The following is a 21303-nucleotide window of genomic DNA, read 5'->3' as shown; positions in this document are numbered from 1 at the left end:
TTTTTAACAAAAATCAAACATTTTTTGTGTACACTTAGAGTAGATATTGTGTATGGAAGGGGAAGAGGACATGATTAAATTATTTGTAAGTGATTTAGACGACACGCTCGTTTACAATGTAAATCATATGCAAAAAGAAGATGAACGTGCAATTTGTTGGTTAGCTGAAAAAGGGACAAATATTTGTTTTGCCTCAGGCCGCTTTACTCATCGAATTGATGAAGTCGTAAATAGGTTTGCATTCCCATATTACACAACTGGCTTAAATGGAGCGACAATGTTACTTCCGGATGGGAATTTATTTTATGAATCGAGTTTTGAAAATACGGTTGCCCAGGAAATATATCGATATATACATAAAAAAGGACTAGCGGATATTGTTTGTGCAAATGAGCAGCGATATACAAAAAGGAAGAATGAACATCACCATAATTTTGAAGCGTATATGGGCGTGCATATCGCTGAAATTGAAGCGTTAGAAGAGGAATTTGGTAAAACTGTACATCCTGCGAAATTGTTTGTTTTTGGGGAAGAAGAGACAATTGAAGCATTAGATCAAGAATTACGAGATACATTTCAGAACGAAGCGGAAGTTTTTATGTCTGGTAAACGCTATGTTGACATTATGCCAAGGGGAGTAAGTAAAGGGAGTGCTTTAAGACGACTAATGGAACATTTGCAAATTGAAGCAAATGAAGTTGCATGCATTGGAGATTCTTTCAATGATATTTCTATGTTTGAAGTAACCCCGCATTCATTTACTCTGCACCATGCTCATCCATATGTGAAGGAGAAAGCGAATCATATTGTTCGTTCGGTTGAAGAAGCTATTATGAAATTGCCGTTACTTGTATAAAAAAGAAGCTCGCTACTAGCGAGCTTCTTTTTACTTGAATAACGATTTAACAAAATCAATGATACTTGAGAAGAAATCTTTCACTTTATCTAGGAAACTTTGCCCTTCTTCAGATCCTAAAAAGGCAGAAACGTGTTCTTTTGCTTTATTTAACTGACTGCCAACTTGATTCCAATCAATGTTAAGATTTTTCATTTTATCAAATAGAGCAACTAAGTTATCTAACTGTTCATCCGTTAATGTAATACCAAGTTGATCCGCAATTTTTTTAATTAATGAACGTAAATCTTCAGTCGTTTTTGGCTGCTCTTTGGCAATTTCTTCTTTAATTTTCGCAACAAGTTGAACTGCTTTTTCTTCACCAATTTTATCGCCGAGCTGGGATGTTTGCACCATTTCTTCATTGGCTACTTTTTTTACTTCCTCAGGAATTGCTTTGTTTGATGTTGTTTCATAGGCTTTCATTAAACCAGTTAAAGCAGCAGTTCCAGAAACTTTAAATGGTGCAGTAATTTGAATTTCTGCATCTTTCACACCTGCTGTAATAAGTGCGTTTGTGTACATTGCATCTGTTATTGAATTAATGTTTTTTGAACGTACAATGAGACCAGAACCTGGCTTTGTGTATGTGATCATAGAAGAGGAAATTGCTCTCGTACCAATTTGCGCTTTTGGAACAATCCCTTCTAGAAATTTATGTTCTTCCGCATTAGACACAGTAATAATTGTAGCATCTTTTGGTGCTTTCATTTCTTTTAACAGATCTTGTTTTTGTTGTTCAGACAAGTTTTCTCCTAGTGTAACAATTGATTCTCCTTCGATGATGTCTGCAAACGAAGCTGTTGGCATAATAAATACTGCTACAGCTAATAGCAGAGCTAGTAATTTCGTTTTCACGAAAAATCGCTCCCTTTCTCTTTCTAAAATTTTCGGGCAACACAGTTATTATAGTATATATTTCTTATTTGTCACCTAGCTTTTTCCACATTTCAAAAAAGAAGTATGTAGATTGTCGGATTCTTTTTGTTTCTAGTCATGAATGTGGTAATATAGTGCTGAGATAGTTGAAAGGAGACATATACGTATGAAAACTTTAGGATACATAGTAATGGAAAATGGTGAAAAAATCGATTTGGAATTTTTCCCAGAAGAGGCACCAAAAACAGTAGAAAACTTTAAAAAACTAGCAGAGCAAGGATTTTATGATGGTGTGACATTCCACCGCGTTATTCCTGGCTTCGTAAGCCAAGGTGGAGACCCAACAGGAACAGGTGCGGGTGGCCCAGGTTACTCTATCCCATGTGAAACTGATGGAAATCCTCATAGACACCTTGTAGGATCACTTTCTATGGCTCATGCTGGCCGTAACACAGGCGGTAGCCAATTCTTTATCGTTCATGAGCCACAGCCACACTTAGATGGTGTACATACTGTATTCGGTAAAGTAACAAGCGGTATTGAAACAGTATTAAACATGCGTCAAGGTGATGTAATGAAAGAAGTTAAAGTTTGGGAAGAATAAGTGAATGAGAAAAGAGAGCTATTGCTCTCTTTTTTTAATAGGAATGGGTATTTCGTTTACGGTACATGATACAAGTAGTAATGTGATTGTAGTGAAAATAAGTCGCTTATGAGAACAAAATATTAACAAATTACATAGAATACATTAGATTACACATTTCAATAAAAGTTGTTTATTACATTCATTTTGCTAGAATTCATCTGCTCTAAGGTGATGAATAGTGAAGTGATAATGAGCGGTGGATGTTTCTTTTCACTTTCATATAACAGTGTTTCTTCTTTTATCTACTTAACAAAAATAGTAATGAAACGTATATTTGACTTTCTTCTTTTCGCTTTGTATGATTATCAAGTTGTTTTAAGCTCTTCTCACTCTGTTGAAAATATTGTAAAATGAATGTGATATGAAAAGAGTGATTGAGGGGATTTAATAGTTTGTAACTTTTGTAAGAAGGGATAAGGGTTATGTTAATTCGTTTTAAAAAAAGTTATGAAAAGATTGCAATGGGGCTTCTTTCATTTATGCCAACTGAAAAAGATGTGAAAACATTACAATTGACTATGAAAGATTATGAAGCAAAGGATGATTGGCAATTGTATTTGTGGAAACAAAACGAAGATTTTGTTGGGATAATGGGGATTGTAAAAAAAGAGAATCAAGTTTTGGAAATTCAGCATTTGAGTGTGAATCCATCTCACCGTCATATGGGTATTGGGACGAAGATGGTTCAAGAGTTAAAGAGTAAATTTCTTGAATTTACAATTTGCGGAAATGAGCAAACAGCAAGTTTTTGCAAAAAGTGTAAAGAGCTTGAACAAAATATACATTCGTGAAAGCAGAGATAAGTAGTTTATTATCTCTGCTTTCTTTTTTGTAATTGTTCGTTTCGTTCAGCGATGACTTCTGTTCGATCACGTAATGTGTGCTTATGTATTATAAATTCATTAGAAGTAGCATTCACGTCTTTCCAAGGAAGGTTTTGTTTCTGACATAATTCTATGCAGTACTTTTCTAATGTTGTATCCGACAATGGTAAAAATAACGGTGTAAAACTTTCTTTTTTCTGGATAGATTGCAATTTATCTTTGAGTAAGAACAGAAGTTGTGCCTCATTTATTCCTAAACGAAGTAAATGTGCACTGTTTTTTTCTAAAATCGTTATGGCGCTTTTCATCATCTTCTCTGCGCCATTCCAGTTAGAGCGTCTGTGATGATATAAAGAAACTGCAATTTGAATGAGGCCGACTAAATAATGATCCCGATTTCCTCTCGGTTTTGTTTTCCAATATTCTTCCAGTATTTCGTGGCATTCAAAATAATCATAATCTCCGTGAAAATGAATTAAAAACTGTATGTATTCCGTAGGATACATTTTCTTCGCCCCTATCTAACGGTTATAAGTATAAGTTTATCATAGAAATATGAACAATAAACGACTAGGGAATTTCTCCCTAGTCGTTTATTGTTCATATTAGCAGAAGCAAGCTGCCCCTACAATAATGAGTAAAATAAACAATACAACAAGTAATGCGAACCCACCGCTAAAACCACAATCAACGTGACCCATAGTTTTTTGACCTCCTACATTGTTCTTACTACACTGTTATCATATGAAGTGGTGGGCATGATGCCATAGGCATAGGTCTATTTTTAATTAAATTTCTTAAAAAGGTTGGATAGAACATGAGTATGCTCTATACTTATGTTGTTATAGAAAAAATGTGGTGGGATGCTTTGTGCAGTATAATTTTAAAGTAGAGGCTTTTGAAGGGCCTTTAGATTTATTGTTACATTTAATACATCGTTATGAAATTGATATATATAATATTCCTGTAGCGGAAATTACAGAGCAATATTTATCTTATGTTCATACGATGAAAGAACTACAATTAGATGTTGCAAGTGAGTATTTAGTAATGGCTGCAACGTTATTACAAATTAAAAGTAAAATGTTGTTGCCGAAACATGAAGAAGATGTACTTGATAACGGTGATGACTTTATAGATGATCCTCGTCAAGAATTGATGGAGAGGTTAATTGAATATAAGAAATATAAGCAAGTTGCTACTGAACTAAAAGAAAGAGAACAAGAAAGAGCACAGCTATATACACGTCCGCCAATTGATTTTACATCGTTGCAACAAGAAGAGGAGACAAGCTTGCCTCTTGATGTTACGTTATATGATATGCTAGCGGCATTTCAAAAATTAATGCGCCGTAAAAAAGCAAAGAAACCTGTGACAACACGTATTACTCGTCAAGAAATACCAATTGAACAGCGTATGACGGATATTTTAAAGCTGTTAGAACTACAAGGTGGTCGTCAAAGTTTTTATGATTTGTTTGTTGATGATGAACGGGAAATCATGGTTGTAACATTTTTAGCGGTTCTTGAGCTTATGAAAAATCAACAAATCGTAATTGAACAAGAACATAATTTTGATGAAATTTTCGTATCAAGCTATACTAAATCTGCATAGAGTTAGTATGGAAAATGGGATAGAAATAGTATATCTCATGCTAGGTTTGAATGTATCGTTTGGAACAAGAGAAAAAATATTGAACCGAACGCATTGATTGTGATTCGGTTTTTTGATGTGTATTTTTATGGAGAAAATAGGAGGAAGGAGCTCGTAAGATGGATAGAACAGAACAGAAATCAATCATTGAAGGGCTTTTATTTGTTTCTGGTGATGAAGGGATTTCTCCTGAACAAATAGCAAAAGTCCTTGAAATTGAAGGAAACGAAGTAATCGATATTTTAGAAGAAATGCAAAAAGAATGTGAAGGTGCACACCGAGGTTTGCAAATTGTACAGTATGCAAAAGTATATCGTTTTGCTACAAAGAAAGAACATGCGTCGTACTATCAAAAACTAATAGATATCCCAACAGCTGCTTCACTCTCTCAGGCTGCGCTAGAAACGTTAGCAATTGTTGCATATCGTCAACCCATTACAAGAACAGAAATGGAAGAGATTAGAGGGGTAAAAACCGATAAGGCGTTACAAACGTTAGTATCACACTTACTTATAAAAGAAATGGGAAGAGCAGAAGGACCTGGGCGTCCGATTTTATATGGAACGACAAAAGAATTTTTAGACACATTTGGATTAAAAACATTAGATGATTTACCTCCGCTTTCTGAAGAAAACGAACAAATGAATGAAGCGGATTTATTTTTCGGTTCTTTACAAGAGATATCGAAATAAAAGCTTAGCATTTTGCTAAGCTTTTTTGTATATCAATTATATACCGTGCCATACTAATTGAAAAAAGGAGACGAGTTATGAGAGGTATACGAAGTGTTTTATTATTAGTTTCAGTTTTGTTATGCTTTTCTTTAAATAGTGCATCTGCCAAAAGGTATATGATGTCTATTCATACCGCGTCTCCTTTACATATGCAGCGGCAACATTTTGGTAAAATGAAAGTGAGTTTCTTAAAAGTTGGACAAGGTGATGCAACACTTATTATATTGCCAAATGGACAAACGATGTTAATTGATGGAGGGCCTTATGAAGCTGGTGAGGTTGTTATCCAAAAACTAATTGAAAAAGGAATTAACCATTTAGATGCTATCGTCAGTACTCATCCGGATATGGATCACATTGGAGGACTCATTCCGATTGTAGAGCAGATGCCGGTATCACTTATATTAGATAGTGGAAAAACATATAGTTCTCTTACTTATCATACGTATCGAAATCATATAAAGAAAAGGGGAATCCCTTTCATTTCAGTAAAAGAGGGACAATACATACCGCTAGATCCGCATGTTTCCATACAAGTATTAAACAATGGGAAGTCCAAAGATGAAAATAATGAATCTTCAATTGTATTAAAGATTCGGTATGGTAAGGCAGATTTTTTACTAATGGGTGATGCTGATGTGCGAACGGAAACTGAAATATTAAAGCAATTTGATGTACATGCAGATGTGTTAAAGGTGGGACATCATGGCTCGTACACTTCAACAAGTGAAAGGTTTATAAAGAAGGTAGAACCACAGTTCGCGATTCTTTCTTATGGTAGCAAAAATCCGTATGGACATCCGCATCAAAGTGTAGTGAGACGATTAAAACAGCATGGTATAATGATGTATGGAACAAATAAGCGTACAGTAGAAATGGAAACAGACGGCGAACATATTACAATTGGGTCTAGCGGATTAATGCCATTACTTAAGTGATTCATACAATAGATGCTACTGTTCCTTTTTGGAAAAAATGAATAACATATATTATAATTGCGAGAGACGTACTAAGTTTCCTTTTTGTTAAACAAAGAGGAAATTTCATTAGAATGTATAGACAACTACTCGTGCATATATTAAGATGGAATTAGGCGAATAAGGTAATAATAACAAGTAGGTATTTCATGGGAAAGGATCGATGAAAATGAAAACGCAAGTTGTCATCAATGCCAAAATTTATACAGGTCAAGAAGTAGTGGAAAACGGATTTATTCGTTACACAGAAACAATTAAAGAAATTGGTTTGATGGCTCAATATGTATCACAAGAAAATGAAGCGGTTTTAGATGCGGCAGGGAAAATTGTGATTCCAGGTATGATTGATGTTCATATTCATGGTGGATACGATATTGATGCGATGGATGCAAATAGCGATGGGTTAGTAACTCTAGGTAAAGAAATGTTAAAAGAAGGAGTTACAACTTACTTCCCAACAACAATGACACAAGCTCCAGAAGCAATCGAAGCAGCACTACATGCTGCGAAGGAAGCGAAAGAAAAAGGAGCACATTTCGAATATATTCACTTAGAAGGACCGTATGTTTCAAAGAAACGTGCAGGTGCACAACCACTTGAACATATTGTTCCTGCGAATATTGAACAATTTAAACAATGGCAGGAAGCAAGTGGAAATTTAATTAAATTAGTAACATATGCACCTGAAGAAGAAGGTGCGTTACAGTTTGAGCAATATCTTGCTGAAACTGGTGTTGTTGGCACAATGGGACATACCGATGCAATTGATGCGCAACTAAAAAATAGAAACATTACACATGCAACGCATTTATACAATCAAATGCGTGGATTACATCACCGTGAACCAGGAGTTGTTGGTCATGTGTTATTAAATCCAGATGTAATGGTTGAAGTAATTACAGATGGTATTCACATTCACCCGGATATGGTGAAATTAGCATATAAATTAAAAGGGCCGAAAAAAGTAAGTGTTATTACTGATGCAATGCGTGCAAAAGGTCTTGAAGATGGATTATATGAGCTTGGCGGACAGCCAGTACATGTAAAAGATGGTAGTGCTCGATTAGAAGATGGAACGTTAGCTGGTAGTATTCTAAAAATGGATCAAGCTTTCCGAAATGTAATTGAATTTACAGGTTGTTCAATCGAAGATGCAGTACTAATGACATCAGTGAACCAAGCAGAAGAGTTTGGATTAAATAATAAAGGTGCATTAGCGGTAGGAAAAGATGCAGACTTTGTTGTGATGAATGAAGATTTACATGTATATGATACGGTTCGTTTAGGAATTCATATGAAGGAAGGGAAGTAATGAAATGAATATTCTTGTTGTAAAAACTCCAGAAGAACTAGCAGAAGCAGGTTATAAATTAATTGAAGAAGTTGTAAAAACAAAAGAAAATCCAACATTAGGAATGGCTACAGGAAGCTCTCCATTAGGTATTTATGCAGAAATGCGAAAAAATAAACTTGATACAAGCCGTGTAACCACTGTAAACTTAGATGAGTACGTAAATTTACCACATGAAGATAAAAACAGCTATCACTATTTCATGCAAGAACAGTTGTTTGATCATCTTCCATTTAAACAAACTTATGTACCAAACGGGATGGCAAGTGATTTAGAGGAAGAGTGCAAACGTTACGAGGGCATTCTAGCTGCTAACCCAGTTGACCTACAGATTCTTGGAATCGGTGAAAACGGTCACATCGGATTTAACGAACCAGGAACACCGTTTAATTCTCCAACAAACATTGTTGAATTAACAGAATCTACACGCCAAGCAAACCTTCGCTTCTTCGAAAAAGAAGAAGATGTGCCAACTCATGCAATTACAATGGGAATTGGAAGCATTATGAAAGCGAAACAAATTCTACTTGTTGCTATGGGTTCTAAAAAGGCAGAAGCTGTTAAAGAATTATTGCAAGGTGCATATAGTGAAGCGTGTCCTGCTACAGTTTTACAACGTCATCCGAATGTAACCGTAATCGCTGATCAAGAAGCTCTATCTTTATGCAGTGAGGCGATTGCTGATGAACATCGACAAGTATTCACCATTTCCGATCTATTATCAGATTCAAGAGTGGGTGAAACAGCTAATTGAGGACGGCGAATGGAAGCCGGGAGATAAAATCCCATCTGAGAATGAACTTTGCGATAAGTTCGAAGTGAGTCGTATGACAATCAGACAGGCGATTAATAATTTAGTGGAACAAGGTTATTTATATCGGAAACGTGGAATCGGTACGTTTGTCCAACTTCCGAAAGTGGAACAAAAATTGCAAGGAATGACAGGATTCACGGAAGATATGATTTCTCGTGGGATGAACCCAAGTAGTCAATTATTAAGTTTCCGCCTAGTTCCAGCTACTGCGAAAATAGCAGACCGGCTGAGAATACAGGAGGGAGAGTCGGTTTATGAAGTGAGGCGTATTCGCTTAGCTGACGATGAACCGATTGCTTTTGAGACGACATATTTGTCGCCAGCTCTTGTAAAAGATATTAACGAAGAAATATTGCAACAATCTTTATATGAACATTTAGAGAAAAAACTGGGCTTCAAACTTGTTAGCGCTACTCAATCAATCGAAGCTTCAATTGCAACGGATAATGAAGCGGAACATCTGCATATTCCTAAAAAGGCGCCAGTGCTTGTAATGCGTCAATGGTCATATTCAGAAGGTGAAGTACCGTTAGAGTATGTGAAATGTATTTATCGTGGAGATCGTTATAAGTTTATTACAAACATCGCACGTAACAAATAATATATTTCAGTTTGTGAAGTACAGTAAATGTCAAATTGTTTAACATGTAAAGAAAAAATACGACTCATCCTTACAAGGAGTGAGTCGTATTTTTATTATGAGCAATTACGTGGTTAACAGCATCTTTAACTGTATTTACCACATAGTGAGCGTGTTCTTTTACTGCGTCATCTGCTTGAGCCATAGCAAAACTGTGAGGAGTTAAAGCAAACATTGGAATATCATTATAAGAATCCCCTATGCAAGCAACTTCCTCTGGTTGTAATTGAAACTCTTTTAATAAAACAGAAATAGCAGAACCTTTACTAATATTAGGTGGCATTACATCTAAGCATTGTTCTGCTGAAATGAACGTACTAACTTTTCCATGAAATTTTTCATCAATTTTTTTCTGAAGGAGTTGCAAGCTCTCCTTTGTTCCACCGACAGAAATTTTATTCGGGAAAATTGTATCATCTATTTTCTGTAATAAATTTGGTTCTTCGACAGAAGTCATCGTTACTTGTTGCTCAAGTTCGTGAATAAACGGTGTTTTTTCTTCAATGTAGTAATTATGTTCATCACTAACATAACGGAAATAAGGCTCTTCATTCGTCATGTGTAACAATTCAGGAAGAATGCTGGAATCAAAAGTTGCAGATAATAGCTGCTTATTTTCATTTGTATATACAAAAACACCATTCACACTAATGCGGTGGAAATTTGTATTTACAGCTTTCATTAAGTCTGCAATTTCATTATCAAGTCGGCCAGAAGCGAAACAAAGAATCACATTTTGTTCAGCAAGACTACGAAGTGCTACAATATCTTGTTCGTCAATTAAACCTCCGTGTTGCATCATTGTACCGTCGATATCACTTACAAACATTTTAATCATGTTGTTATCTCCTTTCTATGTACAGTTGCTCTTACATTATACGCATCATATATAAACATGTCTAAAAAATGAATTTTTATGAAATGGTAGATGTTTTACATTGACGACAAAGAAGAATGTTCTGTAACATAAAAGCAGGCTATTTAAGTACGAGGGTGGTGTTATATGAGTAATTATCTAGAAATTAAAAAAGTTTTAAATAATAATGTCATCATTGCTAGCCATCCTGAACATGAGGAAGTAGTAGTGATTGGTAAAGGAATTGGATTTGGGAAAAAAGCGAAAGATGTATTGGAGCAAGAACAAATTGAAAAAATGTTTGTTCTAAAAAATGAACGTGATCGTGAACAATACAAACTGCTAGTTCCACATGTGAGTGAAAAATTAATTGAATTAATGAATGATATTATGTTCTATATTCAAGAAAAAGCAAAATCTCCATTGAATGAACATATTCATATCGCTTTAACAGATCATATTTCTTTTGCAATTAAGCGTTTAAAACAAGGGTTTACAATTGATAATCCTTTTTTAGTTGAAACGAAAATGCTCTATCCAGAGGAATATAAAATTGCTGAAGGTGTTGTAAACCTTTTAAATTCTCGTTTGCAAATTACATTGCCAGAAGGAGAAATCGGGTTTATTGCACTCCATATTTACAGTTCACTTACAAATTCAGATTTATCTTCAGTTAATCAAAACTCCCGTCTCATTGCACAGCTTGTATCTTTAATTGAGACGAACTTACAAATTACATTAGACCAAGAAAGTATTCACTATTTACGCCTTATTCGTCATCTTCAATATGCTATTGAGAGGGTGAAAAAAGGAGAAAAAGTAGAGGAATCGCAAAGTTTTGCTGATTTATTAAAGGCGGAATATCCTGTCTGTTATAATTTAGCTTGGAAGCTAGTTAAGGTTATGCAAAAAGAATTGCAACTTCCTGTTTATGAAGCAGAGAGTATATATTTAACGATGCACCTGCAGCGCTTAGTGAAGGCAGAGCATGTGTAAAAAGACATATATTTTTGTCGAAAATGAAAACGTTAAAAAAAATCATTGAATCGCTTACAATAGTTATGTATAATAACTATTGCAAAGTTATACAAATTTCGACAAACACATTAAGGTATAAAACGAAAACGTTTGCCTTAATTATAGTGAACTTATACGTAAACCTATTTTTGACACGTGTTACTGATTCGATCAGGCATGAGTGGAGAAAAGTAAGGAATGTAAGCTAGAGAAAGGGATATACTACCCTTTGTATAGCTATCGTTCTATCTTTTTTTCCTCATGTCTTTTTGGCGTTTGTCGGAAGGTATCAATATAGATAAGAGAGGAAGGGTTTCCATGTTTAAGAAGATCTTTGGTGTTCTTCAAAAAGTCGGAAAAGCGTTAATGCTTCCAGTTGCGATTTTACCGGCAGCAGGTATTTTACTTGGATTTGGTAATGCATTTCAAAATCCACAGTTAACAAATGTTATTCCTGCATTAAAAGCAGATTGGTTCGTAATGGTAGCAAAAATTATGGAACAATCTGGTGATATTATTTTCGCTAACCTTGCATTATTATTTGCAGTTGGGGTAGCAATTGGTTTAGCTGGTGGAGACGGAGTAGCTGGTTTAGCAGCGTTCGTTGGCTACTTAATTATGAACAAAACGATGAGTGTGTTCTTAGAAGTAGATAAGCTAGTGAAAGTAACAAGTTCTGGAGCAGACCCAGTAAAAATTGGATTTGCAGATCCAGCGTATGCAAACGTATTAGGAATTCCAACGCTACAAACTGGAGTGTTTGGTGGTATTATCGTCGGGATAGTAGCGGCATATTGCTATAATAAATACTTCAACATTGAATTACCATCATACTTAGGTTTCTTTGCAGGTAAGCGTTTCGTACCGATCGCAACTGCAACATTCTCTTTAATAGTAGGTATTATCATGTGCTTCGTTTGGCCATACATTCAAGGTGGCTTAAACACGTTCTCACATCAAATGATTGATGCAAATAGAACGTTAGCAGCATTTATTTTCGGTTTAATTGAACGTTCATTAATTCCATTTGGATTACATCACATTTTCTATTCACCGTTCTGGTTCGAATTCGGTCAGTATACAAATGCGGCTGGCGAATTAATTCGTGGTGACCAAAAAATCTTTATGGCACAGTTAAAAGACGGTGTAGAATTAACAGCAGGTACATTTACAACTGGTAAGTATCCGTTCATGATGTTCGGTCTTCCAGCAGCAGCTTTAGCAATGTACCATGAAGCACGTCCAGAAAATAAAAAATTAGCAGCTGGTATTTTAGGTTCTGCTGCATTAACATCTTTCTTAACAGGTATTACAGAGCCACTTGAATTTTCATTCTTATTCGTAGCACCAGTATTATTCGGAATTCACGCTGTATTCGCTGGTCTATCATTTATGACAATGCAAATTTTAGGTGTTAAAATTGGTATGACATTCTCTGGTGGTTTAATCGACTTCCTATTATTCGGTGTACTACCAGGCCGTACGGCATGGTGGTGGGTAATTATTGTTGGTCTTGTACTAGCAGTTATTTACTACTTCGGATTCCGATTTGCAATCCGTAAATGGGATTTAAAAACACCTGGCCGTGAAGTTGCAAATGCGAATGAAGGTGCAGGAAAAGCAGAAGCTGGTGAACTTCCTCGTGAAGTATTAGTAGCACTTGGTGGTAAAGAAAACATTGCTTCTTTAGACGCTTGTATTACTCGTTTACGTGTTCAAGTTAACGAACAAAAGAATGTAAATAAAGATCGCTTGAAAGAACTTGGAGCAGCTGGTGTACTTGAAGTTGGAAATAACATTCAAGCTATTTTTGGACCGAAATCTGACACATTAAAATCACAAATTCATGATATTATGTCAGGTCGTACACCTCATGTTGAAAAAGCAGAGCCTGTAAAAGTAGAAGAAGCTCCTCAGAAAGTTGATGAAAACGAAACAATCGTTTCACCAATTGAAGGGAAAATCCTACCAATTACAGAAGTGCCGGATCAAGTATTCTCAGGAAAAATGATGGGAGATGGATTTGCAATTGAGCCAACAGAAGGAACAGTAGTTTCTCCAGTTAATGGTGAAATTGTCAACGTATTCCCTACAAAGCATGCAATTGGTATTCAATCTGAAGGTGGAAAAGAAATTTTAATCCACTTCGGTATTGATACTGTAAAATTAAATGGTGAAGGTTTTGAAGCACTTGTAGCGCAAGGTGACAAAGTGAAACAAGGACAACCATTATTAAAAGTAGATCTTGCATTTGTAAAAGAAAATGCACCATCTATCATTACACCAATTGTATTTACGAATTTACAACAAGGGCAACAAGTCGAATTGAAAAAAGATGGAAATGTTAAGAAGGGCGAAAACGCTATTATTGACATTCAGTAGGAATTTGACGCAAAATGTTTATAATTATAATAGGCGATGTGGTTGACCGAACATCGCCTATTATATACAATAGATGATGTAGTACTCACGTCTATACAACTAAAAAATACTGTAATTTAAAGGAGATAAATTATCATGGAAAAAATCTTTAAAGTAACTAGCGACTCAGGAATTCATGCTCGTCCAGCAACTCTACTTGTAAACACTGCAAGCAAATTTGGTTCTGACATTAACTTAGAGTATAACGGAAAGAACGTTAACTTAAAATCAATCATGGGCGTTATGTCTTTAGGTATTCAACAAGGCGCAGAAATTAAAATCACTGCAAATGGTGATGATGCAGCTCAAGCACTAGCAGCTATCGAAGAAACTATGAAAAACGAAGGATTAGGAGAATAATGACTCTTAACATCCAAGGGATCGCTGCATCAAGTGGGATTGCTATTGCAAAGGCTTTCAGACTTGAAAATCCTGAATTTAACATCGAAAAGAAATCAATTACAAACGAAGCTGCAGAAATTGCACGCTTAGAAGCTGCGCTTGAGAAAGCAAAAACTGAATTAGAAGCTATTAAGGACCACGCTTTTGCTGAGCTAGGTGCTGACAAAGCTGCGATCTTTGAAGCACATTTATTAGTGTTAAATGATCCAGAACTAGTAAACCCAGTAAAAGATAAAGTAAATAGTGAAAAAGTAAATGCTGAATTTGCAATGGATGAAGTTGCATCAATGTTTATTTCTATGTTTGAAAACATGGATAACGAATATATGAAAGAACGTGCTGCGGACATTCGTGACGTAACAAAACGTGTTCTTGCACATTTACTAGGCATTAACTTCTCAAATCCTGGTACAATTTCTGAAGAAGTAATCATTATTGCTGAAGATTTAACACCATCTGATACAGCTCAGTTAAACCGTAAGTATGCAAAAGGTTTTACAACTGATATCGGTGGACGTACATCTCACTCTGCAATTATGGCTCGCTCTATGGAAATTCCAGCTGTTGTTGGTGCGAAAGTTGTTATGGAGAAAATCCAAAACGGCGATATCGTAATCATCGATGGTTTAGATGGAGAAGTAATTGTTAATCCATCAGAAGAAACTCTTCGCTCGTTTGAAGAAAAGAAAGCGAAATTTGAAGAGCAAAAAGCTGAATGGGCAAAATTAAAAGACCAAGCTACTGTAACAAGTGATGGACATCACGTTGAGCTTGTTGCAAATATCGGAACACCAAATGATGTACAAGGTATTATCGATAATGGCGGAGAAGGCGTTGGTTTATACCGTACAGAATTCTTATACATGGGCCGTGATAATCTTCCAACAGAAGAAGAGCAGTTCGAAGCGTATAAAGCAGTTCTTGAAGGTGTAAAAGAAGGTCAACCTGTTGTTGTTCGTACACTTGATATCGGTGGAGATAAAGAGCTTCCATACTTACATTTACCAAAAGAAATGAACCCATTCTTAGGATACCGTGCAATTCGCTTATGTCTTGATGAGCAAGATGTGTTCCGTACACAACTTCGTGCATTACTTCGTGCTAGCGTATACGGTAACTTAAAAATTATGTTCCCAATGATTGCAACTCTTGATGAGTTCCGTCAAGCGAAAGCGATCTTATTAGAAGAGAAAGCAAAACTTGTAGAAGCGGGTACAACTGTTTCTGATTCTATTGAAGTTGGTATGATGGTTGAAATCCCAGCTTCAGCAGTATTAGCAGATCAATTCGCAAAAGAAGTTGATTTCTTCTCTATCGGAACAAACGACTTAATTCAATACACAATGGCTGCAGACCGTATGAACGAACAAGTATCTTACTTATACCAACCATATAACCCATCTATTTTACGTCTTGTAAAAATGGTTATCGATGCTGCTCATAAAGAAGGCAAATGGGCTGGTATGTGTGGTGAGATGGCGGGCGATTCACTTGCTATCCCATTATTATTAGGATTAGGTTTAGATGAGTTCAGTATGAGTGCAACATCTATTCTTCCTGCAAGAACACAACTAAGCAAGTTGTCAAAAGCAGAAATGGAAACATTAGCAGAAAAAGCATTAATGATGTCAACTGCTGAAGAAGTTGTTGAACTAGTTAAAAGTATATAATCAATAAAAAAACCTGAGTCGATTTGAAATCGGTCTCAGGTTTTTTCTATGAGAAAAGTAAAACTTATTTTCTTACTCTTGAAGATAAGGAACAAAATTAGATAGCGACAGCAACGATATCAGCTGGGCATACACGTAAAATACCAGTAAAAGTATTTCGGTTTTGATTGTGCTTATCGTCTTTATTGTTATCTTTGTTATCTTTGTCATTACGAGCTAAAGCAGAGAAAAGAGCAACACCGTTACAGAAACCTTCAAAAATTACATTGTTGAAAGATCCAACACCTTTAACGCTTAATAGAGAAAGCTCTGTTCCAACTGAAATGCTAGCAAGTACGTTACATACAGCTGGTTGTTGTGGTCTAACTACTTCTCTCTCTTTCTCTTTCTCATGATGTCTGCACTCTCTTTCATGATGATGACAGTCTCTAAAGTTATCACAGCATCCAAATGATCCAAACATAATCCTCATCACCCCCTTCACACTTATAATCTATGTAAGTTCGGTAGTGAGTGACTGGACAGAGAGTGGAATTTTTTCTAGGGGAATTTCTCATTTTAAAAGACTAGCTGGGTGTTTATTACGGAATGATGTTTAAAATAGGATAGATATCACAAAAAAGTGTAAAGACCACCGAAATGAATGAAATAGGTAGCCTTTACACTTTTTTGCTTTTATATAAAACGATGATATATACAGGAAGAGCTAACAGTAGCGGTACAATGGATCGTGCAGTATGTTTTTCTGATTCTAATTGGAATGCTTCTTCTTTTGGAAATTGTAAAACTGAAATATTTGCAGCATCGCCAATAAAATATAGAAGCAGTACAGTTACTATGTAACATAAAAGTGCAATAAAGCTTCCGTATGAACTCAATGAAAATCCCTCTCTTGTTATCTATTTGTTATCATTGTATCATAATTGTAACAAAAACACACGGTTATATTTCGATACTTTAACAAAATTCGACACGAAACGTCATTTATATGTATGCGAATAGCATGAAATTTACTGTTTTTTATGTGTGGATGTCGAATCATACATTTTAGTATTACGGATGTGTGACAGAATAAAAAAAGAAACGAAGGTAATGAAATTACCTTCGTTTCTTTTTTATTCGTATGAAAGGGCAGTAAGACCCTCACACTGATTCAAGTTTCACTTTATTATTTTGCCCATTCACTCACTTGTTCTACGCTCATTCGTGGTGCAGGATGGCCTTTTAAAGTTGATTCCCCAATTGTAATAAGCATAATTGGTACGTAGCGAGATGAAACATTGAATTCTTCTGTAAGTGCTTGTGGGTTGAAACCACCAATCGCACAAGTATCCCAGCCAGTTGCTTTAGCTGCAAGCATAAGTTGCATTGCTGCTAAAGATGCATTTGAAAAGGCTGCATCTCTTGGGAATTGCTCACGGGCATATGCAGACTCAATATTTTTAGCTAAGCGTTCTTTTGCTTCTTCTTTCATAAATCCTTGTTCTACAATTGGACCATAAACGGGTTCAACGTTTTTATAAGCTTCTAAATCACCTAAAATAGCGACTACAGCAGAAGCATCAAGAATTTGTTGTTGGTTATAAGCAATTGGATGTAATCGTTTCTGTACATCTTCACCTTGGAATACAAGGAATTTCCAATGCTGTAAATTCCAAGCAGAAGGTGCTTGAGCAGCTCCCTTTAAAATCTCGTGTAACTCTGTAGATGAAATTTCTTTCTCTGGGTTGAATGCACGTGTAGATGTGCGTTCATATAAAACATTAAAAAAGTTTTCGTTTGTCATTATATATCCTCCAAATTACATATCAAATTATGAAAAAAATACATGTAATATATTCTACTTACATTTTGTAAGTTGTCGAATTTAAGAATATAATATCTTTATTTTAATTGTCAAGTTTTCAAGCGGAAGCTAGGGCATTCATACAAACGATACAATTCCTATAATCATACACTAAAAAAGGAATTTATAGAGTGAAAAAGCAAAGATAACATTCTCAATTAGCTTGTTAACATGTATCCCTCACTCATTAAAGTTTTTAGAGAACAGTTTTTTATAAAATGTTTGTGAGGAATTCTGTAGAACAAGATATATGAAGTGAGTGAAGACTAGTGATGAACATACTACATTTTTTATTAGAGAATACGGTTTTCCAAAATGTATTACAAGATCTTCAGTTAAATGTCCTTTATATAGAAAATGGATGCACACATCAACAAACGATAGAAAATATCCATCCAAAATGTATGTTTATAGCAAATAGTTTTGAAGAAGGAGAAGTATTATTTCAGAGGACTAAACCACATATTGTAATTATGTATGTAACAGATTTTTCTCAAATAAAATATATAAAGAATATGTATAATCCACAGAGTACATTTATTGTCATTTGGGATCAACAAATAACAAGCGAGTTTGCAGAGGTGCTTACGTTAGGAATACGTAATATTGTGATAGCCCCTGTGACTCCGCAAATGGTGTTAGAGGAAGTAAATAAAAGTTTATATCAGCTTTCTTTAGTGCGGCAAGTAAGTTTGCAACAAGAACTACTTCAAACGATGTTTGATTTTCGAAATGATCTATTATTTATAGTAGAAGACGATGAGATTGTTGATTGTAATACAAATTTTTTAGAGTTTTTCGGATATGAAAATTTGTTTGCTTATCGTGAGCAACATTTAGTATTTGCTGAACATCTTATTAGAGAAAATGGATACTATTCAACAACTCATGATATAACATGGTTAGATGATACATTATCATATGATAGACGAATTAAGATGTCCAACTATGAAGGGGAAGTGTCAACTTTTTTATTGCGTGCGACACCATTGCCAGAAGATTTATCAAGATTTATTGTGAAGTGTACAGAGATTACCGAATTAGATGAAATCTATCAAGAACAAGAAAGACTTGCTATGATAGATTCGTTAACAGAGATTTATAATCGTTTGAAATTCCAACAAATACTCGAGGCAGAATGGGATAATGCGATGCGTAATAATGAAAACATAGCACTTATTTTATTTGATATAGATAATTTTAAAGCAGTAAATGACACGTATGGCCATGATTTTGGTGACTTAGCATTAATTGAGCTTGCAGAGCTCATGAAATCTAAAGTGGAGCAGCAACATGTATTTGCTAGGTGGGGAGGAGAAGAATTTATTATTTTAGTAACGAATACAGTAGAAAAAGAAGCATTTCAAGTTGCGGAATCATTACGATTTTTCATTGAAACAAAGCAATTCTCAGGAATTTCGAAATTAACAGCGAGCTTTGGAGTTGCATTATATGAAAAAGGGATTACAAGAGAAGAATTAATGCAACGAGCGGATATTGCATTATATGAAGCGAAAAAAAATGGGAAAAATCAAGTGTGTGTATATAGAAAAGAAAAAAAGTGATTTTTCGCAACAAATTGTTGCGATTTTTTTTTATTACTTGATAATAGAGTGTAGGGGGGATTTTGAACGAAGGAATTATGGAGGAACAAAATGATAAAAAAAATAATGATGATAGTTTCAATATGTGCAGTAGTTTGTGGAGGAGTATACTATTTTCTCTATAATTCTAATATAAAGGAAAATAAAGAATTAACAACTAAGGTGAATCCTGCTGTTGAATCAGAAGTACAAGAGAATATAGAAGAAGAAAAAAAAGAAAAGCAAATTGATTACGCTAGCATATCTCAAAAATTAGATCAATATTTAGTCGGAAAGCAATTCAATGGAACAGTTTTGGTAACAGACAAAGAGCATGTTATATTGAATAAAGGATATGGGTATGCTGATGTTCAAAATAAAATAGAAAATACGCCTCACACAAAATATCGTATCGGTTCTATTACGAAAACAGTTGTGGCTACATCTATTTTACAACTGCAGGATCAAGGTAAGCTAAATATTCAAGATAATGTAAATAAATATATTCCTTCATTTCCGGAGAATAAAAATATTACGTTATATCATTTATTAACGCATACCTCTGGTTTACCTGAACACGCAAAAGGCAATGTTAATGCTGCTTCCCGTTTACAGTTAATGAATTGGATTGGACGTCAAAATTTAGAATTTCCTGCAGGAACAGGTTGGAGATATACAGATTATAATTATATGGTGCTTGCCTATATAATAGAACATATATCGAAAAAACCTTTAGGAGATTATATAAAAGAAAATATATTTACAAAAGCAGATATGCATGAATCTGGTATGGGAAATATGGTACCTGGAGATAAAAATTTTACAAAGGGTTATGTGAAAAAAAATCAAGAGCTTGTACCAGCGCAGAAGGTAGGCATGGATTGGCTATATGGTTGTGGTGAGATGTATACGACAGTTGGAGATATGAAGAAATTAGACGAAGCAATTATAAATGGAAAACTTCTTTCTGAACAAAGTATACAAGCGATGTTTTCACCTTCAACAGAACGAAAATATGCATTTAGTTTTTACATATATCCGGATTATTTTCATAATCATGGTGTACTATCTGGTTGGAACACTTTCAATAATTTTAATAAAGAAAAAGGGATTTTTGTTATTTTATTTTCAAATGTGAAAAATAGTATGGATGATGACTTCAATAAAGATTTCCGAAAGATGGTAAGTGATTTATTAGAACAAAGGGGATGAGAAAATGAAACATAAAAATGTATCAATTGGTTTCATTGGTATTGGTGTAATGGGAAAAAGTATGGTGCGTCATTTCATGCAAGACGGTCATACAGTATATATATATAATAGAACAAAATCGAAAACAGACTCTTTAGTGCAAGATGGTGCAAATTGGTGTGATACACCGAAAGAGTTAGTAAAGCAAGTTGATGTTGTAATGACTATGGTTGGGTATCCACATGATGTAGAAGAAGTGTACTTTGGGATAGATGGAATTTTGGAGAATGCAAATGAAGGCACGATTGCAATTGATTTCACGACATCTACACCAACATTGGCAAAACGTATTAATGAAACTGGTAAAAGTAAGAATGTATATACGTTAGATGCACCTGTATCTGGAGGAGACGTTGGTGCGAAAGAAGCAAGACTCGCAATTATGGTCGGTGGAGAGAAAGAAATATATGATAGATGTTTACCGTTATTTGAAAAACTAGGAACAAATATTCAGTTGCAAGGGCCTGCTGGAAGTGGACAACATACAAAAATGTGCAATCAAATTGCGATTGCTTCTAATATGATTGGAGTATGTGAAGCTGTTGCTTATGCGAAAAAGGCTGGATTAGATCCTGATAAAGTATTGGAGAGTATTTCAACGGGAGCAGCAGGTAGCTGGTCATTAAGTAATTTAGCTCCTCGAATGTTAAAGGGAGATTTTGAACCAGGTTTTTATGTAAAGCATTTTATGAAAGATATGAAGATCGCGTTAGATGAGGCTGAAAGATTACAATTACCAGTACCAGGTTTAAGTTTGGCGAAGGAATTGTATGAAGAGCTAATAAAAGATGGGGAAGAAAATAGCGGAACACAAGTGTTATACAAAAAATATGTAAGGGGGTAA

Annotated in this window: 24 protein-coding genes; 17 read left to right on the top strand and 7 right to left on the bottom strand. The window is 35.0% G+C overall.

Annotated features, from left to right (window positions below; genetic code table 11):
• Window positions 1-52 precede the first annotated feature (52 nt).
• On the top strand, window positions 53-856 hold the full coding sequence (locus FH036_RS09405) for a Cof-type HAD-IIB family hydrolase (protein WP_033691468.1): 804 nt from the start codon (window positions 53-55) through the stop codon (window positions 854-856).
• Between the two features lie 30 nt (window positions 857-886).
• On the opposite strand, the gene FH036_RS09400 is transcribed toward FH036_RS09405, so the two are convergent.
• Window positions 887-1753: a DUF1002 domain-containing protein gene (locus tag FH036_RS09400; RefSeq protein WP_000850502.1), complete on the bottom strand. Its 867-nt coding sequence runs from the start codon at window positions 1751-1753 to the stop codon at window positions 887-889.
• A gap of 187 nt (window positions 1754-1940) precedes the next feature.
• Between FH036_RS09400 and FH036_RS09395 the strand changes: the two genes are divergently transcribed.
• The 3 genes from FH036_RS09395 to ribT all read left to right on the top strand — a co-directional run bounded on the left by FH036_RS09395 (window position 1941) and on the right by ribT (window position 3211).
• Window positions 1941-2378: a peptidylprolyl isomerase gene (locus FH036_RS09395; protein ID WP_000853792.1), complete on the top strand. Its 438-nt coding sequence runs from the start codon at window positions 1941-1943 to the stop codon at window positions 2376-2378.
• A gap of 213 nt (window positions 2379-2591) precedes the next feature.
• A complete protein-coding gene (locus FH036_RS27380; RefSeq protein WP_041184137.1) occupies window positions 2592-2774 on the top strand; it encodes a hypothetical protein in 183 nt (60 codons plus the stop codon).
• Between the two features lie 68 nt (window positions 2775-2842).
• Window positions 2843-3211, top strand: a complete 369-nt coding sequence (gene ribT / locus FH036_RS09385) for a GNAT family N-acetyltransferase RibT (RefSeq protein WP_000908396.1) — start codon at window positions 2843-2845, stop codon at window positions 3209-3211.
• A 20-nt stretch (window positions 3212-3231) separates the two neighbouring features.
• Here the strand turns inward: ribT and FH036_RS09380 are convergent, their stop codons facing one another.
• The gene (locus FH036_RS09380; protein WP_000283586.1) at window positions 3232-3750 is read right to left on the bottom strand and encodes a DUF309 domain-containing protein; all 519 of its coding nucleotides are present in this window, start codon (window positions 3748-3750) and stop codon (window positions 3232-3234) included.
• Window positions 3751-3849: 99 nt separating this feature from the next.
• Entirely contained in the window at window positions 3850-3945 is a 96-nt protein-coding gene (locus FH036_RS09375; protein WP_000510194.1) for a YjcZ family sporulation protein, read from the bottom strand.
• Between the two features lie 169 nt (window positions 3946-4114).
• Here FH036_RS09375 and scpA point away from each other — a divergent pair, with 169 nt between their 5' ends.
• The 6 genes from scpA to phnF all read left to right on the top strand — a co-directional run bounded on the left by scpA (window position 4115) and on the right by phnF (window position 9374).
• Window positions 4115-4858 carry a segregation/condensation protein A gene (gene scpA, locus FH036_RS09370; protein ID WP_001199761.1) on the top strand — a complete coding sequence of 248 codons (744 nt, stop codon included), beginning with the start codon at window positions 4115-4117 and terminating at the stop codon, window positions 4856-4858.
• A 158-nt stretch (window positions 4859-5016) separates the two neighbouring features.
• Window positions 5017-5589 carry a segregation/condensation protein ScpB gene (gene scpB / locus FH036_RS09360; RefSeq protein WP_000376222.1) on the top strand — a complete coding sequence of 191 codons (573 nt, stop codon included), beginning with the start codon at window positions 5017-5019 and terminating at the stop codon, window positions 5587-5589.
• Window positions 5590-5666: 77 nt separating this feature from the next.
• Window positions 5667-6569 (top strand): ComEC/Rec2 family competence protein, encoded by a 903-nt coding sequence (locus FH036_RS09355; RefSeq protein ID WP_044793862.1) that lies wholly within the window; start codon window positions 5667-5669, stop codon window positions 6567-6569.
• 208 nt (window positions 6570-6777) lie between these two features.
• The gene (nagA, locus tag FH036_RS09350) at window positions 6778-7920 is read left to right on the top strand and encodes an N-acetylglucosamine-6-phosphate deacetylase (protein ID WP_041184248.1); all 1143 of its coding nucleotides are present in this window, start codon (window positions 6778-6780) and stop codon (window positions 7918-7920) included.
• Between the two features lie 4 nt (window positions 7921-7924).
• Window positions 7925-8713, top strand: a complete 789-nt coding sequence (nagB, locus tag FH036_RS09345) for a glucosamine-6-phosphate deaminase (RefSeq protein WP_001024206.1) — start codon at window positions 7925-7927, stop codon at window positions 8711-8713.
• On the top strand, window positions 8643-9374 hold the full coding sequence (phnF, locus tag FH036_RS09340) for a phosphonate metabolism transcriptional regulator PhnF (protein ID WP_002194085.1): 732 nt from the start codon (window positions 8643-8645) through the stop codon (window positions 9372-9374). Before nagB ends, phnF begins: the two co-directional genes overlap by 71 nt.
• Before the next feature lie 70 nt (window positions 9375-9444).
• Here the strand turns inward: phnF and FH036_RS09335 are convergent, their stop codons facing one another.
• Window positions 9445-10251 carry an HAD family hydrolase gene (locus tag FH036_RS09335; RefSeq protein WP_139866821.1) on the bottom strand — a complete coding sequence of 269 codons (807 nt, stop codon included), beginning with the start codon at window positions 10249-10251 and terminating at the stop codon, window positions 9445-9447.
• Between the two features lie 165 nt (window positions 10252-10416).
• Between FH036_RS09335 and glcT the strand changes: the two genes are divergently transcribed.
• The 4 genes from glcT (at window position 10417) to ptsP (ending at window position 15779) form a co-directional block, all read left to right on the top strand.
• On the top strand, window positions 10417-11265 hold the full coding sequence (gene glcT, locus FH036_RS09330; protein ID WP_000073863.1) for a glucose PTS transporter transcription antiterminator GlcT: 849 nt from the start codon (window positions 10417-10419) through the stop codon (window positions 11263-11265).
• Window positions 11266-11604: 339 nt separating this feature from the next.
• Window positions 11605-13668 (top strand): PTS glucose transporter subunit IIABC, encoded by a 2064-nt coding sequence (ptsG, locus tag FH036_RS09325; protein ID WP_044793864.1) that lies wholly within the window; start codon window positions 11605-11607, stop codon window positions 13666-13668.
• A 135-nt stretch (window positions 13669-13803) separates the two neighbouring features.
• A complete protein-coding gene (ptsH, locus tag FH036_RS09320) occupies window positions 13804-14067 on the top strand; it encodes a phosphocarrier protein HPr (protein ID WP_000411079.1) in 264 nt (87 codons plus the stop codon).
• Window positions 14067-15779, top strand: coding sequence for a phosphoenolpyruvate--protein phosphotransferase (ptsP, locus tag FH036_RS09315; RefSeq protein WP_070806782.1), 1713 nt, complete (start codon window positions 14067-14069; stop codon window positions 15777-15779). Before ptsH ends, ptsP begins: the two co-directional genes overlap by 1 nt.
• A gap of 97 nt (window positions 15780-15876) precedes the next feature.
• Here ptsP and FH036_RS09310 read toward each other — a convergent pair whose 3' ends face one another.
• From FH036_RS09310 to FH036_RS09300, 3 genes are all read right to left on the bottom strand, one after another.
• Window positions 15877-16242, bottom strand: a complete 366-nt coding sequence (locus FH036_RS09310) for a DUF3915 family protein (protein ID WP_000468018.1) — start codon at window positions 16240-16242, stop codon at window positions 15877-15879.
• Between the two features lie 196 nt (window positions 16243-16438).
• On the bottom strand, window positions 16439-16657 hold the full coding sequence (locus tag FH036_RS09305) for a hypothetical protein (protein ID WP_000100487.1): 219 nt from the start codon (window positions 16655-16657) through the stop codon (window positions 16439-16441).
• A 290-nt stretch (window positions 16658-16947) separates the two neighbouring features.
• Window positions 16948-17565, bottom strand: a complete 618-nt coding sequence (locus FH036_RS09300) for a nitroreductase family protein (protein WP_000180604.1) — start codon at window positions 17563-17565, stop codon at window positions 16948-16950.
• Window positions 17566-17897: 332 nt separating this feature from the next.
• On the opposite strand from FH036_RS09300, the gene FH036_RS09295 reads away from it, so the two are divergent.
• The 3 genes from FH036_RS09295 (at window position 17898) to FH036_RS09285 (ending at window position 21303) form a co-directional block, all read left to right on the top strand.
• Entirely contained in the window at window positions 17898-19190 is a 1293-nt protein-coding gene (locus FH036_RS09295; protein WP_001023204.1) for a GGDEF domain-containing protein, read from the top strand.
• 90 nt (window positions 19191-19280) lie between these two features.
• On the top strand, window positions 19281-20420 hold the full coding sequence (locus FH036_RS09290) for a serine hydrolase domain-containing protein (protein ID WP_000591952.1): 1140 nt from the start codon (window positions 19281-19283) through the stop codon (window positions 20418-20420).
• A gap of 4 nt (window positions 20421-20424) precedes the next feature.
• Window positions 20425-21303 (top strand): NAD(P)-dependent oxidoreductase, encoded by an 879-nt coding sequence (locus FH036_RS09285; protein ID WP_000681093.1) that lies wholly within the window; start codon window positions 20425-20427, stop codon window positions 21301-21303.

The organism is Bacillus sp. CD3-5, assembly GCF_006349665.1.
GTDB classification, from domain to species: domain Bacteria; phylum Bacillota; class Bacilli; order Bacillales; family Bacillaceae_G; genus Bacillus_A; species Bacillus_A paranthracis.
This window is presented reverse-complemented; position numbering and strand designations above follow the sequence as displayed.

Excerpts from the sequence above, each read along its gene's own strand:
- FH036_RS09375 (WP_000510194.1), bottom strand. The coding sequence starts at position 3,945 with ATGGGTCACGTTGATTGTGGTTTTAGCGGTGGGTTCGCATTACTTGTT.
- ribT (WP_000908396.1), top strand. The coding sequence starts at position 2,843 with ATGTTAATTCGTTTTAAAAAAAGTTATGAAAAGATTGCAATGGGGCTT.
- FH036_RS09295 (WP_001023204.1), top strand. The coding sequence starts at position 17,898 with ATGAACATACTACATTTTTTATTAGAGAATACGGTTTTCCAAAATGTA.
- FH036_RS09310 (WP_000468018.1), bottom strand. The coding sequence starts at position 16,242 with ATGTTTGGATCATTTGGATGCTGTGATAACTTTAGAGACTGTCATCAT.
- ptsP (WP_070806782.1), top strand. The coding sequence starts at position 14,067 with ATGACTCTTAACATCCAAGGGATCGCTGCATCAAGTGGGATTGCTATT.
- FH036_RS09405 (WP_033691468.1), top strand. The coding sequence starts at position 53 with ATGGAAGGGGAAGAGGACATGATTAAATTATTTGTAAGTGATTTAGAC.
- FH036_RS09300 (WP_000180604.1), bottom strand. The coding sequence starts at position 17,565 with ATGACAAACGAAAACTTTTTTAATGTTTTATATGAACGCACATCTACA.
- glcT (WP_000073863.1), top strand. The coding sequence starts at position 10,417 with ATGAGTAATTATCTAGAAATTAAAAAAGTTTTAAATAATAATGTCATC.
- FH036_RS09285 (WP_000681093.1), top strand. The coding sequence starts at position 20,425 with ATGAAACATAAAAATGTATCAATTGGTTTCATTGGTATTGGTGTAATG.
- FH036_RS09380 (WP_000283586.1), bottom strand. The coding sequence starts at position 3,750 with ATGTATCCTACGGAATACATACAGTTTTTAATTCATTTTCACGGAGAT.
- ptsH (WP_000411079.1), top strand. The coding sequence starts at position 13,804 with ATGGAAAAAATCTTTAAAGTAACTAGCGACTCAGGAATTCATGCTCGT.
- scpB (WP_000376222.1), top strand. The coding sequence starts at position 5,017 with ATGGATAGAACAGAACAGAAATCAATCATTGAAGGGCTTTTATTTGTT.
- nagA (WP_041184248.1), top strand. The coding sequence starts at position 6,778 with ATGAAAACGCAAGTTGTCATCAATGCCAAAATTTATACAGGTCAAGAA.
- phnF (WP_002194085.1), top strand. The coding sequence starts at position 8,643 with ATGAACATCGACAAGTATTCACCATTTCCGATCTATTATCAGATTCAA.
- FH036_RS09395 (WP_000853792.1), top strand. The coding sequence starts at position 1,941 with ATGAAAACTTTAGGATACATAGTAATGGAAAATGGTGAAAAAATCGAT.
- FH036_RS09355 (WP_044793862.1), top strand. The coding sequence starts at position 5,667 with ATGAGAGGTATACGAAGTGTTTTATTATTAGTTTCAGTTTTGTTATGC.
- FH036_RS09290 (WP_000591952.1), top strand. The coding sequence starts at position 19,281 with ATGATAAAAAAAATAATGATGATAGTTTCAATATGTGCAGTAGTTTGT.
- FH036_RS09335 (WP_139866821.1), bottom strand. The coding sequence starts at position 10,251 with ATGATTAAAATGTTTGTAAGTGATATCGACGGTACAATGATGCAACAC.
- nagB (WP_001024206.1), top strand. The coding sequence starts at position 7,925 with ATGAATATTCTTGTTGTAAAAACTCCAGAAGAACTAGCAGAAGCAGGT.
- ptsG (WP_044793864.1), top strand. The coding sequence starts at position 11,605 with ATGTTTAAGAAGATCTTTGGTGTTCTTCAAAAAGTCGGAAAAGCGTTA.
- FH036_RS27380 (WP_041184137.1), top strand. The coding sequence starts at position 2,592 with ATGAATAGTGAAGTGATAATGAGCGGTGGATGTTTCTTTTCACTTTCA.